At 71.9% G+C, this 19584-nt stretch carries 18 protein-coding genes; 3 read left to right on the forward strand and 15 right to left on the reverse strand.

From position 1 onward, the window contains the following. Positions 1–199: 199 nt before the first annotated feature. Positions 200–331 (reverse strand): NAD(P)H-dependent oxidoreductase, encoded by a 132-nt coding sequence (locus VLG41_RS13150; protein ID WP_325349855.1) that lies wholly within the window; start codon positions 329–331, stop codon positions 200–202. 46 nt (positions 332–377) lie between these two features. Beyond that, complete coding sequence (locus VLG41_RS13155) at positions 378–1658, reverse strand: SGNH/GDSL hydrolase family protein (RefSeq protein ID WP_325349856.1); 1281 nt, start codon at positions 1656–1658, stop codon at positions 378–380. Positions 1659–1762: 104 nt separating this feature from the next. Between VLG41_RS13155 and VLG41_RS13160 the strand changes: the two genes are divergently transcribed. Further along, complete coding sequence (locus tag VLG41_RS13160; RefSeq protein ID WP_325349857.1) at positions 1763–2644, forward strand: LysR family transcriptional regulator; 882 nt, start codon at positions 1763–1765, stop codon at positions 2642–2644. Positions 2645–2650: 6 nt separating this feature from the next. Here the strand turns inward: VLG41_RS13160 and VLG41_RS13165 are convergent, their stop codons facing one another. From VLG41_RS13165 to VLG41_RS13180, 4 genes are all read right to left on the reverse strand, one after another. Beyond that, a complete protein-coding gene (locus tag VLG41_RS13165; protein ID WP_325349858.1) occupies positions 2651–4708 on the reverse strand; it encodes an AsmA family protein in 2058 nt (685 codons plus the stop codon). A gap of 127 nt (positions 4709–4835) precedes the next feature. Continuing rightward, complete coding sequence (locus VLG41_RS13170) at positions 4836–5810, reverse strand: tripartite tricarboxylate transporter substrate binding protein (protein WP_325349859.1); 975 nt, start codon at positions 5808–5810, stop codon at positions 4836–4838. Between the two features lie 35 nt (positions 5811–5845). Then, on the reverse strand, positions 5846–7117 hold the full coding sequence (locus VLG41_RS13175; protein ID WP_325349860.1) for a DUF1254 domain-containing protein: 1272 nt from the start codon (positions 7115–7117) through the stop codon (positions 5846–5848). A 10-nt stretch (positions 7118–7127) separates the two neighbouring features. Continuing rightward, positions 7128–8342 (reverse strand): CoA transferase, encoded by a 1215-nt coding sequence (locus VLG41_RS13180; RefSeq protein WP_325349861.1) that lies wholly within the window; start codon positions 8340–8342, stop codon positions 7128–7130. Positions 8343–8457: 115 nt separating this feature from the next. Here VLG41_RS13180 and VLG41_RS13185 point away from each other — a divergent pair, with 115 nt between their 5' ends. Beyond that, positions 8458–9405, forward strand: coding sequence for a LysR family transcriptional regulator (locus VLG41_RS13185; protein ID WP_325349862.1), 948 nt, complete (start codon positions 8458–8460; stop codon positions 9403–9405). A 19-nt stretch (positions 9406–9424) separates the two neighbouring features. Here the strand turns inward: VLG41_RS13185 and VLG41_RS13190 are convergent, their stop codons facing one another. From VLG41_RS13190 to VLG41_RS13230, 9 genes are all read right to left on the reverse strand, one after another. Continuing rightward, positions 9425–9895, reverse strand: a complete 471-nt coding sequence (locus tag VLG41_RS13190) for an SRPBCC family protein (protein ID WP_325349863.1) — start codon at positions 9893–9895, stop codon at positions 9425–9427. After that, positions 9892–10239, reverse strand: coding sequence for a metalloregulator ArsR/SmtB family transcription factor (locus VLG41_RS13195; RefSeq protein ID WP_325349864.1), 348 nt, complete (start codon positions 10237–10239; stop codon positions 9892–9894). The genes VLG41_RS13190 and VLG41_RS13195 overlap by 4 nt, the downstream gene beginning before the upstream one ends. Position 10240: 1 nt before the next feature. Then, on the reverse strand, positions 10241–10930 hold the full coding sequence (locus VLG41_RS13200; RefSeq protein WP_325349865.1) for a glutathione S-transferase family protein: 690 nt from the start codon (positions 10928–10930) through the stop codon (positions 10241–10243). Positions 10931–10986: 56 nt separating this feature from the next. Beyond that, positions 10987–11307 (reverse strand): helix-turn-helix transcriptional regulator, encoded by a 321-nt coding sequence (locus VLG41_RS13205; protein WP_325349866.1) that lies wholly within the window; start codon positions 11305–11307, stop codon positions 10987–10989. A 165-nt stretch (positions 11308–11472) separates the two neighbouring features. Beyond that, positions 11473–12708 (reverse strand): PepSY-associated TM helix domain-containing protein, encoded by a 1236-nt coding sequence (locus VLG41_RS13210; protein WP_325349867.1) that lies wholly within the window; start codon positions 12706–12708, stop codon positions 11473–11475. Beyond that, positions 12708–15023 (reverse strand): TonB-dependent receptor, encoded by a 2316-nt coding sequence (locus VLG41_RS13215; RefSeq protein WP_325349868.1) that lies wholly within the window; start codon positions 15021–15023, stop codon positions 12708–12710. The genes VLG41_RS13210 and VLG41_RS13215 overlap by 1 nt, the downstream gene beginning before the upstream one ends. A gap of 70 nt (positions 15024–15093) precedes the next feature. Continuing rightward, positions 15094–16128, reverse strand: a complete 1035-nt coding sequence (locus tag VLG41_RS13220; RefSeq protein ID WP_325349869.1) for a FecR family protein — start codon at positions 16126–16128, stop codon at positions 15094–15096. 13 nt (positions 16129–16141) lie between these two features. Next, on the reverse strand, positions 16142–16618 hold the full coding sequence (locus VLG41_RS13225) for a sigma-70 family RNA polymerase sigma factor (protein WP_325349870.1): 477 nt from the start codon (positions 16616–16618) through the stop codon (positions 16142–16144). 45 nt (positions 16619–16663) lie between these two features. Continuing rightward, positions 16664–17584 carry a LysR family transcriptional regulator gene (locus VLG41_RS13230; protein ID WP_325349871.1) on the reverse strand — a complete coding sequence of 307 codons (921 nt, stop codon included), beginning with the start codon at positions 17582–17584 and terminating at the stop codon, positions 16664–16666. A gap of 157 nt (positions 17585–17741) precedes the next feature. On the opposite strand from VLG41_RS13230, the gene VLG41_RS13235 reads away from it, so the two are divergent. Next, entirely contained in the window at positions 17742–19478 is a 1737-nt protein-coding gene (locus tag VLG41_RS13235) for a carboxylesterase/lipase family protein (protein WP_325349872.1), read from the forward strand. Positions 19479–19584 lie beyond the last annotated feature (106 nt).

The raw sequence follows: 19584 nt of genomic DNA on the forward strand, positions 1-19584 counted from the left end.
CGCGGACGCTAGCGCATCCCGCAATGAATCGCGGTGTCGGTCGTCAGCGAACTCCTGGTACTCGATGGCCACGTGGTGCAGGTCGTGCGCCGCGACACCGAGGTAGTGCGCGCAGGTGCGCACGTGCGGCTCCAGGTGCTCGGCGACAGCGGCCAGGTCTTTTCCGTGCGATCGAAGTGGAACGTGCGGTTGATGCGGATCACCTGGTCGAACCAGGCTTGAGCGCGGCCGGCATGCGCAGGGCCCGCCAGCGCGCGAGGAATTCACTGGCCAGCCGGCGCGACAGGGACCGCTCGCGGCGCGGGCTGGCATTGATGACAAGTACGTTCATGCGGGTGCTTCCGATGGGGGTGGTGGGGACGCGATCGATCAGGGGCTCATTCATGGTCGGGGCCCAGCAACACACGCAGGTCGATGCTGTCCGCCATGGCCCGGTACCCGCTGTCGCCGGGATGCAGGTGATCGCCGGAATCGAAGGCCGCGCGCAGGCGGGTGGGACGGGACGGGTCACGCGCGAGCCGATCGAAATCGACCACGGCATCGAACGCGCCGGCGTGGCGGATCCATTCGTTGAGCCGCTGGCGCAGCGCCTCCTTCTGGGGGCTGTAGTGGCCTTCCAGCGGCGTGTCCTTGAGCGCGTCCTCGAAGGGCATGAGGGTCCCGCCGATCACCCGCACACCCCGCACACGCGCTTGCTCGATGAGCTGACGCAGGCCATCGGTGAGGCTGGACAAGGGCGGGAGCGCCTCGTTGGGCGCGAAGGCAGCCCCCGGCCAGCCGATGTCGTTCGTGCCGAGCAGCACGATGACCGCGCGCACGCCGGGGTGCTGCAGCGCGTCGCGCTCCAGTCTCGCCAGGGCGCTCTCGCCCATGCCCGGGCTCAGCAGGCGATTGCCTGAAATGCCTGCGTTCAGCACCGCAACGCCCCGCGGAGCAAGGCGGCGCGCCAGAAAGTCGGGCCAGCGGTGGTCCGCTCCCGGCGTGGACCCGTTGCCATCGGTGATGGAGTCGCCCAGCGCGACCACCGCCACCGGTGCGCGCGCGGATTCGACCAGCACGGCGGAGAGGAAGGCGCGCGTCGCCAGCTTCTCGCCGCCCTGCGCGGCCGCACGCCCCGCGACGTTGCCCGGCAGCAGCTGCGTCTGATCGCGCGCGTCCCAGTGGAAGCCCGCGATCGGCGTGCGATCGGGCAGGTAAAGGTCCACCCGAAGGCGCGCGCCCGCCGGCACGGCCACGGGGATCGGATCGCTGAGCGCCTTCGCGCCCGCGGCGACGGTGATCTGCTTCGACCCCTGGAAGCTGGCGTATGCGCCCGCGACCGATGCACCCGCTGCGCCCGATGCGTCGAATGCGACATGCGCGCTCGCCACCCTCAAGGGCGAGCGCCCGTATTCGTTGCTGACCACGAGGCGAAGGCGTTCGCCGCCGACGCTGACGCGCAGGTGCTGACGCACGGTCACGTCTTGCAAGGGCTGTGGCATGCCCAGGGGCAGCGCGAACCCGCTGTCCCACAGCGGCTGGGCTGGCGCGATCCAGCTCGTGGCCCACTGAGTTGGCGTTGGCGCTGCGGAACCGGTCGACGGTGGGCGGGCGGACGACAGGGCGGTGGCGCCTGCGAGAAGCAGCGCCAGGCCGAGGCGTGCGAAGGGGTGTCTCATGGGAAATCCGTGTGGATGGGGAAGTGCGGTGAATTTCCGGCATTCCCATTGAGATGAGAAGCGAAGAAAATGGAAGATCACCTCTTCTGAAATGGAATGACTCGATGGACAGGCTCAAGGCCATGGGCGCGTTCGTGCGCGCCGTCGAACTCGGCAGCCTCTCGGCCGCGGCGCGCGAGATGGGGACCACACAACCCACCCTCAGCAAGCAGGTGGCGTGGCTGGAGCGGGAGTTGGGTGCGCGGCTGCTGGAACGCAGCAGCCAGCGCGTCCTGCCGACGGAGGAAGGCGCACGCCTGCTCGTGCACGCCAAGCGGCTGCTGGAGGACTACGAGGATGCCGCGGCCGACGTGGCCAGCGGGGTGCGCGAGCCGCGAGGGCTGGTGCGCCTGTCGGCGCCGGTGGCGCTGGGGGAATTGCGCCTGAGCGCGCTGGTGCTCGAGATGCTGTCGACACTGCCGCAGCTGGAGGTGGAGCTGTTGCTGGAGGACCGCTTCGTCGACCCGGTCGAGGAACGCATCGACCTGACGATCCGCATCGGCGGCGTGCTGCCTGCCGATCTCGTCGCGCGCCCACTGGCGGTCTGGCCGCGCTACCTGGTGGCATCGCCCGACTACGTGCGCCGCAAGGGCCGGCCGCAGCGGCCGGGCGACCTGGCCGCACACGAGTACCTGCGCTACGCCGCGAGCGACGAGGTGCTGCACCTGCGCAGCGGCAGCGAGAGCGCCGCGCTGGAGCTCGCCACCCGCTACCGGGTCAACAGCGCGATTGCGCTGCTCGACGCCGTGCAATCGGGCGCGGGCATTTCACTGCAGCCCTGCTGGATGGTGGACGAGGCCTTGCGCCAGGGAACCCTGGTGCGCCTGTTGCCCCAGTGGACAGGGCCGGCCCAATCGGCGCACGTGGTGCATGCGCCGCGCCGCCGGCTGCCGGCCCGCGTGCAGGCCGTGATGGACTACCTGGTGGCCGCCGTGCGGCGCTGGTGAGCCGGATCAGCGCTTTTTCTCAAGCGGCGCCGCCGCCTTCGCATCGCACGGGTCGCCCTCTTCCTTCTGCCCACGCTCCACCAGCGGAATCACCGCCGCGGCCGGCCCCGCCGCCGCGCCCAGCGCGATGGCGCCGATGACGCGCCCCGCGAGCTTGCGGCCTTCGATGCCGACGTCCGGATCGCCCAGCGTGCCGGTGACGGTGACGGGTGTTCGCAGCGACAGGGGCGACCAGTCCTTGGGCTGCGTGACGAGGCGCAGGGCCAGGGATTCGTCGTTCAGATTGACCTGACCGTTGATGCGCACGGTGCTGTCGCGGTTGTCGAGCACCGCGAGCCGCGGCTCGACGACGCCGTTCCGCGCGAGCAGGTCAAAGCGCGCGCAGCGCAGCGGCAAGGGCTTGTCGCCGGTGATCACCACACCCAGCGCCTGCGCCAGGTCCAGGCCCATGGCCTCGGTGATGAGGTAGGACAAGGTGCCGTCGCGCAGCCGCAGGTCGATGGGCCCGTCGAGCGAGCCCAGGATCTGCGCCGTGGAGCTGCCCGCGCCGCGCACGTCCAGCCGGGCGTGCAGCACGCCGGTGAGGTAGGGCGAGGCCTGTTCGCGCCGCAGGCCGCGCACCCAGTTCGCCACGTCCACCCCGGCGATGTCGAGCGTCGCTTCCCATTTCGCGGGCCGCGCGTTGGCGTCGAGCTGGGTCATGCCCTTGATGCGGCCACCGGCCACCTTGGCTTCCAACTCATCCAGGCGCAGCACGCCGGCGCTCAGGCGAACGCGGGTCAGCAGGCCGCTCAGAGGTGTCATGGCCGGGGTGCCGAAATCGACCTCGTTGATGGCGACGCGCACGTCGGCGTCCATCGCGGCGAGGGACGGCAGGTCGAAGCGGCGCTGGGGCAGCACGCGGCGCGGCCTGGCGGACGCGGGTTGCGCGGCCTCGTCCTTCGCCCCGGCCTTCGCGTTGCCTGTTGCTTTGCCCGTTGCTTTGCCTGGTGCGTCAGTTGCCCCATCACCGCTCGCGCCGATGGCGGGCCCCAGGTCCGCGAAGGCGAGTTTCTTCCCCGTCAACTCGCCGCTCAGGCGGCGCGGTCGCTCCAGCGAATGGAAGCGCAGGTCGCCGCTCAGTCGGCTGGTGCCGACGTTGGCGCGCGTGGCCTGCAGGCGCCACACGCCCGCGTCCTGCGACAGGGTGCCGCGCAGATCGAAGGGCGGCGTCTGCGGCAGCGTGATGCCGAGCGGCCGGCCAACCGCCGCGAGCGAACGGCCCTGCAGTTCCAGCGCGCCCTGCAGCCGGGGCGTACCCAGCAAGGCGGCGGCCTGGCCGTCGAACAGCAGGCGCGACGTGGCCACCGCGCCTTCCACGCGCACGGGCACCCAGGGCGCGTCGGTGGCGGTGTCCGGGTCTTGCAGCAGGGGCAAGGTGCTGCCCGCGCGCACCTGCAGCTTCAAGGGCATGGCGCGGTAGCGGCCGTTGGCCGTGGCTTCGTAGCCGGCGCTCGTGGCGGCTTCGGCCTCGCCCTCGCGGCCCCGCAGGCGGATGTCCACGTCCACGTCGGCCACCGGGTCCTTCCAGTCGACCCGCCCCTGGCCGATGACCAGCGAACCGAAACGCGGCAGGCCACCCAGGGGCTCGGCCTCGGCCTCTTCGGGTCGGGGTTCGCGCGCGCCCAGTTGCCAATTGGCCGTGCCGTCGTCAAGCCGCCTCAAGCGCGCGTCCAGCGTGTCCGCCCGCAGGGCCTGCAGCCGCAGGCGTTCGCCACGCTGCCAGCGCCACACGTCGCCCCAGCGCCAGGCGAGCGAGACGCCGTGCGCGTCCAGCAGATGCGGCGCGCCGAAGCGCTCGGCCGAGGCGATGTTGAGGTGCTCGACTTCCAGCCGTGGGCGCCACAACAGATGCGCGCGAAAACGGCCTCGCAGCTGCACCGGCACCGCCGCATTGCGCGAGGCCGCCGCTTCAATGGGCTGGCGCAGGAACGGCCAACCGCTTATTTCGGCGAGCATGAGGCCCACCAGCAGTACCACCACCCCGGCGCCCGTCCACACCAGGCCGCGCCGGCGCCCGTTCATGCGGGCTCCACGGGCCGTGGGGTGCGGCCGATGCGTGGGAGGTGAACCAGACGCGACATTCCGATACGAGCCCCCCGTGCGAGGCGGGGTTCCGGCGCGGATGTGTCGGTCTGTGTCGGGTGCCGGTTTACTCCGGCGTGATGTTGGCCGCCTTGATCACCTGCGACCACTTCTTCGTTTCGCTCTCGATGAAGGCCGCGAACTCGGCCGAGGTGCCGCCGCGCACCTGCAGGCCCACGGCCTCCACCTTCTTGCGCACCTCCGCATCGCCCAGCACCGCGTTCGTCTCGGCGTTGAGCCGCTGCACCACGGCCGCCGGCGTGCCGGCCGGCACCATCAGGCCGTACCAGCCGTAGCCCACCACCGTGGGCAGGCCCGACTCGCGGAAGGTGGGCGCCTGCGGGTACAGCGGCGTGCGGTCTTCGTTGGCCACGGCCAGCACGCGCAGCTTGCCGCTCTGGATGTGCGGCAGCGCGGTGGAGATGGCGGTCAGGGTCGCGTCGATGCGGCCACCGAGCAGTTCGGTGTAGGCCGGCGCGTCGCCGCGGAACTGGATCACCACGCCCTCGGCACCGGCCGCGCGCATCAGCAGTTCGGCGGTGAGGTGCGGCGCCGAGCCCGAGCCGGGCGAGCCGAAGGTCAGGCCCTTGGGGTTGGACTTGCCGTAGGCGATGAACTCGGCCACGGTCTTGTAGGGCGCGCTGGCGTTGACGATGAGGAACAGCGGCGCGATGGCCGTGCTGAGCACGGGCACGAAGTCCTTCTTCACGGCGTAGGGCAGCTTGGGGTATAGCGCTTCTCCAATGGCGATGGGCGCCGCCGCGTGCAGCACGGTGTGGCCATCGGGCGTGGCGCGCGCCACGTACTCGTTGGCAATGCGCGTGCCCGCCCCGGCCTTGTTCTCGATCACCACGCTCTGGCCCAGGCGCGGCGCCAGGGCCTCGCCGAGCAGGCGGCTGAAGATGTCGTTGGAGCCGCCCGCGCCGTAGGGCGCGATGAGGTGGACGGGCCGGGCGGGCCAGGTCTGCGCGAACGCGGGCGCGTGGGCCAGGCCCAGCGAGGCGAGGCTGGCACCGATGAGGTGGCGGCGGTGGATGCTCATGGCGTGTCTCCTGTTGTGTGTGGGGGTCGGGGTCTTCAGTCGAGCCGCGTCAGCGCGGGGTAGGCGTAGCGGTGCTCCAGGTGCTCGGCCTGCGGCTGGTAGAGCCGCAGCACCACGTAGAACGGCTCGCCCTCGGGCGCGGGCAGCCAGTTGTGGCCGGGGCCGGGGTCGCGGGCCTGCAGGCGGATGGCGAGGCCGCCATCCGCTTCGTGCCGCAGGCCGGGCGTGCGATCGCCGATGGAGTAGCGGCCGATGGGGTTGGCGACGAAGAGGCAGTCGCTGCGGCGGTACATCGTCAGCGACCAGAAGGCGCCCACCTTCGGCCCGGCGCCGGGCGCGAAGCGCAGCTCGTAGGCGTGCGCGCCGCTCAGCGTGCGGCCCTGCGAGTCGACCTCGGCCGTGGGGTACATGGCCTCGTCGATGCCGAGCGCGCCGATGAAGTTGCGCGCCACGCGCGCGCGGGTCAGCACGTCCTCGCCCCAGTGCGTGCGCACCTCCAGCTGCAGGGACCAGCCACCGCCCAGTTGGCGCGGCTGATCGCGCTCGCGCAGCCCCTCGAAGACGCGCGGCAGCGCGCTCGCCACCTCGTCGGCGGGCGGCGGCCAGTCCAGCGATTCGCCCTCGGGCGGCGGGTTGCGTTCCAGCGCCGCGCTCACGGTGTCCAGGTACAGCGCGGCCGATGGCGTGGCCGTCGATCGGCCGTCCAGGCGGGTGTCGAATCGCTGCGCGGCGTCGCTGCCGTCCAGGCGCGTCATGCGCAGTTGCGCCTGCAACGCGCGCACGGTCTCGATGTCGCCGGGCGTGTCGTCCACCAGCAGGCGGCCGATGAGCCACACGTCATCGCCGGGCGCGGCGATGACCTGCGACACGCCGGCCGGCACCTCGCCGCGCCAGCGCGGGCCGTGCACCAGCGTGCGCTGGGCGCGGTTGCCGGTGCTGCGGCGGCCCACGTAGGCGAAGGGGTTGGTCCAGGCGTCCAGCAGGCCCAGGGTCCAGTAGCGCTCGCCCATGTCGGGCGTGTCGATGAGTACGGGGCCTTGCGAGAGATCGAGCCAGGCGTTGCTGTAGACGGTGTCGTTGTTGGGGCTCACGACCTCGCGGTCCTCGGGGCCGAGCTTGCGGTGCGTGTGCGTGAACTGGTTGACCCAGCGCATGGGCGAGGCGCGGTCTTCGCTCGCGTAGCCGAGCGTGGGGTGGCGGCGCGCGGTGGTGGCGGCGCGCATGCGCATCATCTCGAACAGCGGCAGGGTCTGGATGAGCGCCTCGGTCAGCGCTGGACTCACGGGGGTGTCGATGCTTGAAGTCATTGGGTCGGGTTCAGGCGATGACGCCGTCGCGCCGCAACGCGGCGATGTCGGGCGCGCCGTAGCCCACCTCGGCCAGCAGCGCGTCGGTGTGTGCGCCGCAGGCGGGTGCGGCGGGTGGCGCCGTGCGCGGCGCGTCGTCGATGCGGTAGGGCAGCCCCAGGGCCTGGTAGCGCGTGCCGTCGGCGCCCACGGCGTCCACGATCAGGCCGCTGGCCGCGAGGTCGGGGCTGTTGAGCACCTGCGCGTAGCCGCGCACGGCGCCGGCCACGATCTGCTGGCCCGACAGCAAGGCCACGCACTCCTCGCTGCTGCGGCTGGACAGGCACTCGCGCAGCACGGCGCGCAGCTCGGCGCGGTGGGCCACGCGGCGCTCATTGCTGGCGAAGCGCGGGTCGCTGGCCAGGTCCTCCCGCCCGATGACGCGGCAAAAGCGTTGCCAGTGTTCCTCGGCGTAGGCCGACAGCACGATGTGGCCGTCGCGCGTGGGCACCACCTCCGCGGCGGGCGCGTTGTGGGGCTGGCCGTCGCCGATGCGCGTGGGCTCGGGTCCGCCGCCCAGGTAGTCGGCCCAGGTGGCGGCCTGCAGGTGCATGGCCACGTCGAAGAGCGAGGTGTCGATGCTGGCGCCCTGCCCCGATTTCTCGCGGCTGTACAGCGCGGCCAGCACGGCCTGCGCGCCCAGGTGCGCGGCGGCGGCGTCGATGATGGGCACGCCCACCTTCTGCGGCGCCCGGTCGGGCTCGCCGGTGACGGACATGAGCCCGCTCTCGGCCTGCGCGGCGATGTCGTAACCCGGCCGTTCGCTGGACGGGCCGCGGCGGCCGAAGCCCGAGATGTCGAGACAGATGAGGCGCGGAAAACGCTCGCGCAGTTCGCGCGCGCCCAGGCCCAGCTTGTCGATGGCGCCGGGGCGCAGGTTCTGGATCACCACGTCGGCGCGGGCGATGAGCCGCAGCGCGGCCTCGCGGCCGGCCTCGCGCTTGAGGTCGAGCGCGATGGAGCGCTTGCCCCGGTTGTAGGCCCGCACCATGGATTCGCCGTAGCGCCCGATGTGGCGCGCCTGGTCGCCCGCGAGCGGCTCGATCTTGGTGACGCTGGCGCCCAGTTCGGCCAGCACCATGGCGGCGCCGGGGCCGGCGATGTACTGGCCGAGGTCCACCACGCGCACGCCAGCCAGCGGCGCGACCGGCGTGTCGGTTCCGGGTTGGGGTCCGGCTGTTGTCATGCGTGTCTTGTCTCCTGTATGGCCGCACGATAGGTGAGCCCGGCATTCCTGAAAATTGAATAATGCTGATGCCGTGATCACACTGGGTGATCACCCCTCTGGAGCGATCCGAACCATGAGCCCGGGCTTCGACCACCTCGTGCGCCGCCTGCGCCTGCGCCACCTGGAGCTGCTGCTGGCCCTGGCCGACGCGGGCACCATGCGCGCCGCCGCCAGCCGCCTGCACCTGAGCCAGCCTGCCATCAGCAAGATGCTGGCAGAGGCCGAGGAGGCGCTGGGCGCGCGCCTGTTCGAGCGCAGCCCGCAGGGCGTGCTGCCCACCCCGGCCGGCGCGGCCGCCGTGCACCGCGCGCGCGTGGCGCTGGGCGAGCTGGCGCACGCGCGCGACGAAGTGCAAGCCATCCACCGCGGCGCCAGCGCGGTGCTGCGCGTGGGCGCCTTCTCGGTCACGGCGGTCGTGCCGGCGGCGGTGGTGCAGTTGCGCCAGCGCCTGCCCGGGGCGGTGGTTCATATCCACGAGGGCCGCGTGAACGAGCTGATCCAGCGCCTGCTGGATGGCGACCTGGACTGCGTGTTCGGCGCCCTCACCACCGAGACGCTCACCAGCGAGCGGCTGAGCCTGCTGCAGTCCGAGGCGCTGCTGGAGGACCGGCTGTGCGTGCTGGCCGCCAGCGACAACCCGCTGGTGCGCCGCCGCCGCCTGCGCTGGACGGACCTGCGCGAGGCCGCCTGGGTGGCGCCGCCGCGCCAGACCCTGGTGCGCCAGGCCTTCATGGGCGCCTTCCTCAACGAAGGCCTGGACCCGCCAGTGCCCGTGATCGAGGCGATCTCCTCCATCACCATCGGCGCCGTGCTGCGGCTGGACCGGTCGCTGCTGTGCGCGGTGCGCTTCGAGCACGCGCGCGACGAGGTGGCGCGCGGCGGCGTGAAACGCCTGTCGGTGCTGCCCGAGATCCCGCTGCCGCCACTGGGCCTGTTCACGCGGCGCGGCGAGGTGCCGGCCACACCGGTGGTGCAGGCGTTTGCGCGGGAGATCCGCAAGGCCGGCACCCGCTCGGTCTGATGGCGCAGCAGGGGCTGGGTCAGGACGCCGCGTCCGACGGCGACAGCAGCAGTGCCAGGCGGTCCAGCCCCTCCTGCGTGCCCCGGATGCGCTGTTCGCGGTCTTCGTGCCCGTCCAGGTAGGCCAATTGCTCCGTGTAGACCATGCGCGTGCCACGCGCGCTCGCGAAGAATTCCACCGTCACCAGCGACACCGACAGCGGCCTGCCGTCGAGCCGGATGTCGTAGCCGAAGACGATGCGCCGGTCGGCCACGATGTCGAAGTACACGCGGTCGATGCTCTGCGCGCGCCCGTCGGGGTGCACCACGCGATGGGTTTCGCGCCCCATGGGTCGGAAGTCGAAGCGCGCTTCGCTGCCCTGTTCGCTGTGGCAATCGGACCAGTTGCGCCGCGCCTGCGGATCGGCCCAGGCCTGGAAGACGGCGTCGGGCGCGGCGGCGAAGCGGCGCTCGATGACGAAGTCGGTGTGGGTGCTGGGAAGGAATGTCATCGGCGGGCCTTGGCTTTCTGTTGGACGAGGTAGGCGTCCAGGCGGTCGAACTGGGCCTGCAGCAGCGCCTTGTGCCGTTGGACCCAGGCCTGCATGGCGTCGAAGGCGGCCGGGTCGACTTCGTAGGTGCGCACGCGCCCGGTTTTGGTGGAGGCCACGAAGCCGCCCTGCTCCAGCACCGCCAGGTGCTTGACGGCCGACGGCAGGGCCAGGCCCAGCGGCTCGGCGAGTTCGCTCACCGAGGCCGGGCCGGCCCCCAGCCGCTGCAACATGTCGCGCCGGTGCGCGTCGGACAGCGCGAAGAACAGGCGGTCCAGCCGCTCGGCGTCCAGGCGCGCGCGCATCTCAGCCTGCCTCCGGCACGTAGAAGCGGCGCGACAGGCCGGCGCGCCCCGGGAAGAAGCGGAAGAAGGGCCTGGCCTGGTCGACCGTGCGCGCCACCGAGGGCCGCTCCATCAGGCGCTCGAAGTACGCGGCCAGTCGCCCATGCCCGGCCGGCAGCGGCACGTAGCTCACCGCATAGAACAGCGAGGGCGCGGCCGCGCAGTCGGCCAGGGTGAAGGCCTCGCCGGCCGCCCAGGTGCGTCCCTCCAGGTGGCGGTCGATCATGGCGTAGGCGGTGAGCAGGCCCTCGCGCGCCTTGGCCACGTTCACGGGGTCGCGCTCGCCTGGCGGGCGCAGCAGGTCGGCCGTGTGGGCCTGCATCGGCGTCATCACGTAGAGATCGAACAGGCGGTCCCACAGGCGCACCTCGAGCGCCTGCTCGGGGTCCGCGGGAATGAGGGCGCGACCGGCAGGCGCATGGCAGCGCTGCAGGTGCTCGATGATGATGCTGGTCTCCAGCACCGGCCGGCCCTCGTCCACCAGCAGCGGCATCTTGCCCATGGGGGACTGCGCCACGAAGGCCGCCCGCTCGGCCGGGCCCCCCAGGTTCAACAGTTGCTTGTCGACCTCGACGCCGAGTTCGTCGAGCGCGATCAGCAGCTTGTGGCAGTACGAGGACAGCGGGTGGTAGTGGAGCGTGGGTCGGGTCATGGAAGGCTCAAATAGTTTCTTGATTCGGAAAGTATTGCCGCTCTATTCGCGAAGCGTCAAGTCCTTTGTCCGGCGGGACGCGCCAGGCCCTCAGGCGCGTCCCGGCGCGCGCTGCCCGGCGGCACGCCAAAGTGGCGCTTGAACGCGCGGCAGAACGCGGCCTCGGATTGATACCCGACGCGCCCGGCCAGTTGCGCCAGCGGCTGCGGGCCTTCCTGCAGCCAGGCGCGCGCCAGTTGCAGGCGCCATTGCGTGAGGTACTGCAGCGCGGGTTCGCCCACCAGCGCGGTGAAGCGCGCCGCGAAGGCCGAGCGCGACATGCCCACCTCGCGCGCGAGCGACTCCAGGCTCCAGGCCGCTTCCGGCTGCGCGTGCATCAGCGCCAGCGCCTGGCCGACCTGCCAACGAACACCTGAGCGAGGGCGTGCAGCAGGCCCTGGGCCGCGCGCCGCGCGACTTCGCGGACTTCTGCCGTGAGAGTGCACGCGCGGGTGTGTGGGCGGGTGCGGACGCAGCGCGCTGAGGCCGAAGACCTGTGCTCATCAGTCGCGGGGCCGCGCCGCCGCCGCCCGCCGCCCCGCCCGCTTCTTCCACCAGATGTAGACGCCCGTGCCGCTGAGCCCCGCGCTGGCCAGGCCCAGCAGGAAGACGAGCACCTTGAACGGCTGCCCCCAGACGTCGGCCATGTGCAGCGCCAGCAGCCAGGTGGTGAAGGTGTCGCCGCCCGATTCGCCGGTGGGCACGTAGTGGCCCAGCAGCGCGCCGGTGGCGGCGTCGAAGTCCAGCGTGGTGATGCCTCGGCGGTCGCGGATGTCCCGGTCGCTGCGCACGCGATAGTGGAAGCTGCCGCGGTGCGGGCTGTAGGACAGGCGCTCCTCGTTGAGCACCACGAAGCCCTTGTCGCGCGCCACCGATGCCATCAGTTCGCGCCCGCGCGCCAGGCCGGCGTCCCAGCCCATGGCGGGCTCGTCGCGCGGCACCGGCTTCACGGCCGGCGCGGCGGGGCGCTCCTGCGTGCCGGCGATGGCGTGCATGGCCGGGTAGTAGACGCTGCCGAGGTTGAAGGCCACGCTGGACCAGGCGAAGACGAACATCCAGGCCCACAGCCACAGGCCGCCCGCGCGGTGCAGGTCGAACCAGCGCTTGTAGCGGCCATGGTTCCAACGCAGCCGCCAGGCCGGCCTCCAGCACCGCCACCACGAGGCCTTGCCCGGCGACGACGGCGCTGGCGAGCGGGGCAGCGTGAGCGCCGCGCCCACGAAGCAGTCCAGCGTCCACAGCAGCGCGATCACGCCGAAGACCGTGGTGCCCACCGCGCCCAGCGCCACCTCGTAGTGCAGGCGGTAGATGAAGGGCATGAGGTTGCTCCAGCCCTGCGTGATGTCGCCCCAGCGGCGCCCGCCCAGCACCTCGCCGGTGTACGGGTTGACGAAGACCTCGTCCTCCTCGATCGGCAGGTGCTCGCCGGTGACCGGATCCTCCGGGCCGGCGATGAAGAACACGGCCGGCGCGCCCGGCGTGTGCCTGAGCGGCACGAAGTTGACCTCGGCCCCAGGGTGCCGTTCGAGCACGCGCTCGCGCAGCAGCAGCGCCGGCAGCGCGTGCGCCGACGGCGACGGCGGCTGCACGCGCAGCCACTGCGGGTTGATGGCCGCGTCGAAGGCGTGGTACCAGGCCAGCACCGCGCCGGTGAGGCCGGCCAGCACGATGAAGGCCGCCATCACCAGCCCCACGTACCGGTGCAGCCACACCAGGCCGGCGCGCAGGCGCTGGGGCATCAGAAGCGCAGCGTGGCGGTCAGGCGGAACTCACGCCCCGGCTCGCGCGAGCCGACGATGCCTTCGTAGTCGGGGATGTGCTGGAAGTCCTCGTTGCTGGCGTGGTCCAGGTAGTCCTTGTCGAACAGGTTGGCGATGACGAAGTTGAGCGTGAAGCGCTCGCTGCCCGTGGGGCGCCAGGTGGCGTAGACGTCGTGCACCGCGTAGCCCGGCTTGCGCACGCGGCCCACGGGCGTGTCGAGCGAGCCGATGGTCTGCACGAAGCGGCCGGCCCAGCCCAGGTCCAGGCGCGGGTTGACGCGCCAGTCCACGCTGGTGGTGAGGGTGTTGCCCATGCTGGCGCCCAGGCCGTTGTGGTCGTAGACGTTGAGGCGTTCGCCATTGAGCGTGGCGCGGTTGTGGTGCAGGCTGGCGCCCAGTTGCACGGCCTTCCAGTCGTAGGTGGTCTGCAGCAGCGCGCCGCGCGAGCGCAGTTCGCCCACGTTGAGGTAGCGCGCCGGGTTGCCGATGGGGTCGGCGATGACGTCGCGGATGGTGGTGTCGTAGATCTTGCCGTTCAGGCGCCAGGCGCCCTGCCCGTACTCGAAGCCCACTTCCGAGGTGCGCGCGCGTTCGGGGCGCAGGTTCGGGTCGTTGGTGATCGTCTCGAGCTTGAAGGCGTCGCGGATCTTGGGCCCGCGCAGCGCGCGCGAGTGGCCGGCCAGCAGCGCCAGTTGCGGCGTGAGCGCGTAGCGCAGGCTGGCGTTGGGGCTGGTGCCGCTGTGCTCCAGCGACAGGCCGTTGGCGTCCTTGAGCGTGTAGCGGTCGTGGCGCGCGCCCAGGTCGAGCGTGAGCGCCTGCGTGAGCGTGATGCGGTCCTGCACGTACAGGCCGCTCACCTGGCCGTCTTCCTTCTCGGTGCGCGGGTTGGTCGCCGGGCCGGCGGTGCTGCGGTCCTCGCGGTGGTCCAGGCCCACGGTGATCTCGTGGCGCTCCAGGTGGAAGGTGTTGCGCAGGTCGGCGCCGGTGGAGGCGATGCTGCCCTGGTAGCGGCCCCAGCGGCCGATGACGTTCTGCTCCAGGTCGGTGTCGGTCTGGTAGAGGTTGAAGGCCAGGTCGATCAGCGGGTTGGCCGGGCGCCAGGCGTAGCCCAGGTTCCAGGTGGTGCGCTCGGTTTGCAGCGGGTAGGCGCGGTTGAAGCTGCTGGGCACCCACTGCGGGCGCTGCGAGCGTTCGCCTTCGTCCTCGTGGCGGTCGTAGCTCAGGCGCACGGTGTGGTCGGGCGTGAGCCTGCCCACGAGCTTGAAGAAGCCCAGTTGCTGCTCGGCACCCGTGGCGGCGACGCGGCGGCCCGCGCCGTCCTCGTAGTCGTCCAGGTCCTGGCTGGTGAGCGCGGCCAGGGCCGACCAGTTGTCGGTGAGGCGGCCGTAGACACTGCTGTGCCACTTGAAGCCGTCGGCGTTGCTGAAGTAGCTGCCCTTGAGCATGGCGCCCACGCGCTGGCCGTCGCGCAAGAGGTCTTCCGGGTCCTTGGTGACGAAGCGCACCACACCGCCCAACGCGCCCGGGCCGGCGGTGGCGTCGCCCGTGCCGGGGCGCACCTCCACGCGCTTGATGAGCTCGGGTTCGAGTTGCACGCGCCCCGTGTGGTGGAAGGCCTGCCCGGCCTGGCCGGCGCCGTCGATGGTGACGTTGAGCAGGGTGTCCTCGATGCCGCGCAGGTAGATCTTCTGCGCCACCGAGTGACCACCGCCCACGGCCACTTCGGACTGGCCGGCGAACACATCCTCCAGGTCGTTCGCGGCGGTGCGTTCCAGCGTGCGCGCGGTCACGATGCCGGGCTCCACCGGCCCGGGCTCGCCGCGCAGGCGGAAGGTGCCGGGGGCGTCGCGCTCGGCCACCACGTTCACCTCGCGCAGGGTGCGATCGGCCGCTGGCGCAGCGGACGCGGGCGGCGCGGCGCGCAGGACCACGCCACCGCCCTCTTCGCTGGCCGCCAGGCCGCTGCCGGCCAGCAGGCGCTGCAGGGCCTCGCGCAGGCTCATGGTGCCGCTGAGCGCGGGGGCCGTCTTGCCGGCCACCAGGTCGGCGTTCACCGAAATGGCCACGCCGGCCTGGCGCGCCAGCGCGTTGAGCGCCTGGCCCAGGGGCTGCGCGCTTTGCGAGAAGGCTTGCGACCGGGACAGCGCCGCGCCGGGCGCGGCGCTCGACGCGGCACCTTGGGCGAAGGCCTGCGAGGCCTGCAGCGCGGCGAGCGCGGCGGCGCAGGCCAGCACGGTGGCGGGCCAGCGGCGGCGGGGCGAAGCGACGAGCGAATCGGCGGGGGAACGGGGCATGGGAAACGTCCTTTCAGCGGCTTGATTGCCGTGAAGACGCAGCACGCGCCGAACACCGGACAAATTTTTTTCAGCGGCGCGCGAGGATGCGCACGCTGCCATCGGCCGCGCGCTCGGTGCGCACCGGCAGGATGCCCGGCAGGGCTTCGACGAAGGCGCCGGGCGAGCGCAGCGGGAAGCTGCCCGTGAGACGCAGGCGGCGCAGCGCGGGCTCGTCGGCCAGGTGCAGCGGCGCGTTCAGGTAGTCGTTCCAGCGCGCCACGGCCTCGGGCAGGGCCGTGTTGTCGAACACCAGCCAGCCCTGGCGCCAGGCGCCCACCTGGCCGGGCTGCACGCCGTGCACCGGGGCCAGCGCGCCGTCTTGCGTGAACACGGCCTGGCCGGCCTCCAGCACGGTCTGCGCCGGCTCGCCGAGCGTGGCGGGCACGCCGCCCGCTGGCAAGGCACCGGCCCAGACCGCCACCCGGCCTTGCGCGACGGCCACGCGCATGCGGTCGTGGCGGGCCTCGACAGTGAACACCGTGCCCAGCACACGCACGCGGCCGAAGGGCGTCACCACCACGAAGGGGCGGCTGGCGTCGCTGGCCACGCTGAAGCGCGCCTCACCCTCGTCCAGCCAGGCCTCGCGGCGGTCGCGGTACAGGGCAATGCGCAGGCGCGTGCGCGCGTCCACGGCCAGGCCGCTGCCATCGGGCAGCGTGGCCGTGCGGACCTGCCCGCGTCCGGTGCCGAGCGCGAGTTCGTGCAGGGGCTGGCGCCAGTGCCAGCGCGCCAGGGCGCCGGTGCCCATGAGCAGCGCGCCCAGGCCCAGCACCGACAGCGCCTTGCGCCGGCCGGTGCGCAGGCGCTGCTGCTGCGTGGGCGGCACCGGCACGTCGCCGCGCAGCGCGTCGGCGCAGGTCGCGTCCCAGCCGGCGCGCGCGGCGCCATAGGCGATCTCGTGGTCCGGGTGGGCGGCGCGCCAGCGGGCCAGGGCCTCGCGGGCGGTGTCGGCGGTGCGCGGATCGCCGCCGTTCATGCGTGCGATCAGCAGCAGCGCGTGCTCGAGCTGCGCGCGCGGCGAGGCGGGCATGGGGCCGGTGGCTGGGGCGCGTGCGCTCGGCATGGTCTCGGCGGGTTCAGGCGGCGTGCGCGCTGGCCAGGTCCATCAGATCGCACACGGCGCGCACCACATGCTTCTCGATCGCCTCGACGCTCACGCCCTGGTGCTCGGCTGCCTGCGCGTGCGAGTAGCCGTAGACGCGCACCAGGATGAAGGCCTCGCGGCGGCGGCCGGGCAGGCGGGCCAGCCGTTGCGCCAGGCGCGCGAGCTGCTGGCGCGCACTGACCACGCGGTCGGCGGACGGCGCCTCCTCGCGCTGCAGCAGGCCCAGCGTCTCCAGCATGCCAGCCTCCACCCGGCGGCGGCGCGCCTCGTCGATCACGATGTTCTTGCCCGTGCGGTACAGCAGCGCGCGCATGTCCTGCACCAACGCGTGCGTCTGCATGCCCAGCACGCGGGCGTAACTCTCCTGCACCACGTCGGCCGCGGCGTCCCGGCTCTGCAGGGCGCGCGAGAAGTAGTTCAGCAGTTCGGCGTAGTAGTGCGTGGCCACGGGGTGTGGGTAAGCCGGGTTTGTCGCAAATGAGATTTATTCTCATTATGGAGCATTTCGCCGGTTCGCCACCGCCCAGGCCTTGGCGTGGCCCAGGACGAACCGCACGAAGCTCTCGACGGCCGGGGACACGGAAGGCCGTTCTCGCACGAACACCGCGGCCCGCCAGCTCACCTGCGGCTGCTTCAAGGGCCGGAACACCAGGCCGAAGCCGTGCACGAGGCGCTCGGTCAGCGCGGGGCTGACCACCGCACCGGCGCCCACGCTGAGCATGGACAGCGCGGTGTTGACCCGGTGAACGGGCTGGATGCGGCGCGGGTGGTGGCGCGGCGGCACATGGCTCAGCACGTGCGTCGCGAAGTTGGGCATGTAGTTGATGAGCGGCGTGTCGCGCAGGTCCTTCCAGCTCACCGCGTCCTGGCGGCTCAAGGGATCGGCCGGGTTCAGGGCCACGCACATCGGGTCGGGCCACAGGGGATGCTCACGCACGCGGTCGTCCTCCAGCACGCCGGCGGGTCCGAAGCCGACATCGGCGCTGCCCTGCTGCAATGCCGCCAGCACCTGTTCGATGGGCACGTCCTCGAACCGGACCTCGATGCCGGGCTGGGCGGCGCGGTAGCGGGCGATGAGGTCCGGCATGAGCGTGCAGGAGATGGGCTCGGGCGCCGCCACCCGCACCACGCCTCGGCGCAACTCCTTGAGGTCCGACAGGCTGTCCAGGGCTTCGTCCAGCGTGGCAAGCACGCGCCGCGACATCGGCTCGAACGACTGCCCCACGCTCGAGAGCGCGACGCTGCGGGTATTGCGGTCCAACAGGCGCACGCCCACGCGGTCTTCCAGCTCGCGGATCAGTCCGCTGAGCGCGGCCTGGGACAGATTCATGGCCTTCGCCGCCTCGGAAAAACTGCCCGCGTCGACCACCGCCAGAAAGGCGCCCAACTGGCGCAGCGTGACATGCATCGTCATGAGGATCGTCCTGTGGGTGGGGCGTGCAACTTATCGGCAAAAGCGATAGATTGCTCAAAAAAAGCAAATTGTCCGATAGGGTGAGTCCCACTATCGTGCGCGCACCGCCACCCGCGGCGATCGGGTGCCAGCGGATGTTCACAACGAGGAGACACCCATGTCGACACTGCGCACGTCCGCCCTGTGCCTGCTGCTGGCCGGTCTTGCCGGCTGCGCTGCCATGAATGGCGACGCTCCCATCACCCAGCGCCACACCACCCATGGCCCGGTGATCGGCGTCGACGACTCGGGGACCACGGGCACCTATCAGTGGAAGGGCATTCCCTTCGCGGCGCCCCCGGTGGGCGAGCGGCGCTGGCGGGCGCCAGCCGACCCTGCCCCGTGGCGCGCGGTTCGCGCCGCAACGGCATTCGCTCCCGCCTGCGCGCAGTCGGGCCGCCTCTACGGGCCGGGGCTGAACAACCGCTACGACGCCACCATCGGCAGCACCCTGGGCCAGACGCTCGGCTCCGAAGACTGCCTCTACCTCAACATCTGGCAACCCGCGGCCGCCTCCAGCCGGCCACGGCCCGTGATCGTGTGGGTGCATGGGGGCAGCAACATCACGGGCTACGCGGCCGACCCGGTGTACGACGGTGCGGCACTCGCCAGGACGGCCGATGCGGTGGTGGTCTCCGTGCAGTACCGGCTGGGCATCTTCGGCTTCCTCGACCTCGACGCGCTCAAGACCGGTCAACCCGACGAGGACTCGGGCAACTTCGCCCTGCTCGACATCGTGAAGGCGCTGGGGTACGTGCAATCGAACATTGCGCGCTTCGGCGGCGATCCGGCCCGTGTGACGCTGATGGGCGAGTCCGCTGGTGCGGTGAACGTCTACGCCCTGCTCGCCTCGCCCATGCTGGCCGGGCGCGAACCCCAGTTGTTTCACCGCGTGATTGCCTTGAGCGGTGGCATCTCCTCGGCCGCCACGCTGCCCCCGGGCTCGATCCCGGGCATCCTGCCCCGCACGGTGTGGCGCCAGCGCGGCCAGGGCCTGCTGGAGCATTCCCTGATCGCCGACGGCAGCGCGAAAGACGAGGCAGCGGCCAAGGCGGCGGTGGCTTCACGCCGGCCCGAGGATCTGGCGAAGTACCTGCGCGCGCGATCGGCAGACGAACTCCTGACCACGGTGCAGAGCCGGCTGGTGCCGGCGCGCCTGACCGGCTCCAACCCCATCCCCGATGGCCACGTCGTGGCGCCCGATCCCATCGCGGCCATCCGCGCCGGGCGTTACGTCAAGGGACCCGTGCTGGCGGGCAACACCCGCGACGAAACCAAGCTGTTCCCCACCTTGCTGGCCATCCGCCCCTCGCTCGGTGGCGTGAGCGGTCGACTGCTCGACGACGCGGCCGTCTTTCGCATCGCCCACACGTACGACCCCGAGGCGGCACCCGCCACCCGCATCGAGGACTGGATTCCCAAGAGCCTGCTGCCCACGGACGCCCCTGGCACCGGCTTCGACGCGCGCAGCCGCGAGCTGGACCGCATCTGGTTCGGCGCCATCCGCGACGACGTGCTCAACGCCCTGCGCTCGCAGCAGCCCCAGGTCTGGCACTACCGCTTCGACTGGGACGAACTGCCCGCCCCGTTCGACCAGGTGTTCGGCGCCGCGCACGCCTTCGACCTGCCCTTCGTCTTCGGCAACTTCGGGCCCTCGCTGTTCGCCAACATCTCGTTCACCCGCGCCAACCGGCCTGGGCGCGAGGCGCTCTCGGCAGCGATGATGAAGTCGCTGGGCGCCTTCGCGCACCACGGCGACCCGAACCACCCCGGCCTGGGCACCGCCTGGCCTCAGTGGCCCGCCAGCCTGGTGTTCGATGCGGACCCGCAACGCGCGCGGATCGGGCTGAAATAGCCCGCGATCGCCAGGCACGCGCCGCACGGCCTCGCGGCAAGCGCGGCCAGCTTCGGATACCCCATCGGAGTACAGCGTCTGCGCGGCGCATAAAGTACCAATTTTT

This window comes from Hydrogenophaga sp., from assembly GCF_035481345.1.
Lineage (GTDB): Bacteria > Pseudomonadota > Gammaproteobacteria > Burkholderiales > Burkholderiaceae_C > Hydrogenophaga.

Bases quoted from the DNA above. Each gene is read 5' to 3' on its own strand.
- VLG41_RS13190 (WP_325349863.1), bottom strand. From the start codon at position 9,895: ATGACATTCCTTCCCAGCACCCACACCGACTTCGTCATCGAGCGCCGC.
- VLG41_RS13155 (WP_325349856.1), bottom strand. From the start codon at position 1,658: ATGAGACACCCCTTCGCACGCCTCGGCCTGGCGCTGCTTCTCGCAGGC.
- VLG41_RS13220 (WP_325349869.1), bottom strand. From the start codon at position 16,128: ATGCCGAGCGCACGCGCCCCAGCCACCGGCCCCATGCCCGCCTCGCCG.
- VLG41_RS13230 (WP_325349871.1), bottom strand. From the start codon at position 17,584: ATGACGATGCATGTCACGCTGCGCCAGTTGGGCGCCTTTCTGGCGGTG.
- VLG41_RS13180 (WP_325349861.1), bottom strand. From the start codon at position 8,342: ATGACAACAGCCGGACCCCAACCCGGAACCGACACGCCGGTCGCGCCG.
- VLG41_RS13235 (WP_325349872.1), top strand. From the start codon at position 17,742: ATGTCGACACTGCGCACGTCCGCCCTGTGCCTGCTGCTGGCCGGTCTT.
- VLG41_RS13205 (WP_325349866.1), bottom strand. From the start codon at position 11,307: ATGCACGCGCAGCCGGAAGCGGCCTGGAGCCTGGAGTCGCTCGCGCGC.
- VLG41_RS13185 (WP_325349862.1), top strand. From the start codon at position 8,458: ATGAGCCCGGGCTTCGACCACCTCGTGCGCCGCCTGCGCCTGCGCCAC.
- VLG41_RS13165 (WP_325349858.1), bottom strand. From the start codon at position 4,708: ATGAACGGGCGCCGGCGCGGCCTGGTGTGGACGGGCGCCGGGGTGGTG.
- VLG41_RS13210 (WP_325349867.1), bottom strand. From the start codon at position 12,708: ATGCCCCAGCGCCTGCGCGCCGGCCTGGTGTGGCTGCACCGGTACGTG.
- VLG41_RS13150 (WP_325349855.1), bottom strand. From the start codon at position 331: ATGAACGTACTTGTCATCAATGCCAGCCCGCGCCGCGAGCGGTCCCTG.
- VLG41_RS13160 (WP_325349857.1), top strand. From the start codon at position 1,763: ATGGACAGGCTCAAGGCCATGGGCGCGTTCGTGCGCGCCGTCGAACTC.
- VLG41_RS13170 (WP_325349859.1), bottom strand. From the start codon at position 5,810: ATGAGCATCCACCGCCGCCACCTCATCGGTGCCAGCCTCGCCTCGCTG.
- VLG41_RS13195 (WP_325349864.1), bottom strand. From the start codon at position 10,239: ATGCGCGCGCGCCTGGACGCCGAGCGGCTGGACCGCCTGTTCTTCGCG.
- VLG41_RS13215 (WP_325349868.1), bottom strand. From the start codon at position 15,023: ATGCCCCGTTCCCCCGCCGATTCGCTCGTCGCTTCGCCCCGCCGCCGC.
- VLG41_RS13175 (WP_325349860.1), bottom strand. From the start codon at position 7,117: ATGACTTCAAGCATCGACACCCCCGTGAGTCCAGCGCTGACCGAGGCG.
- VLG41_RS13200 (WP_325349865.1), bottom strand. From the start codon at position 10,930: ATGACCCGACCCACGCTCCACTACCACCCGCTGTCCTCGTACTGCCAC.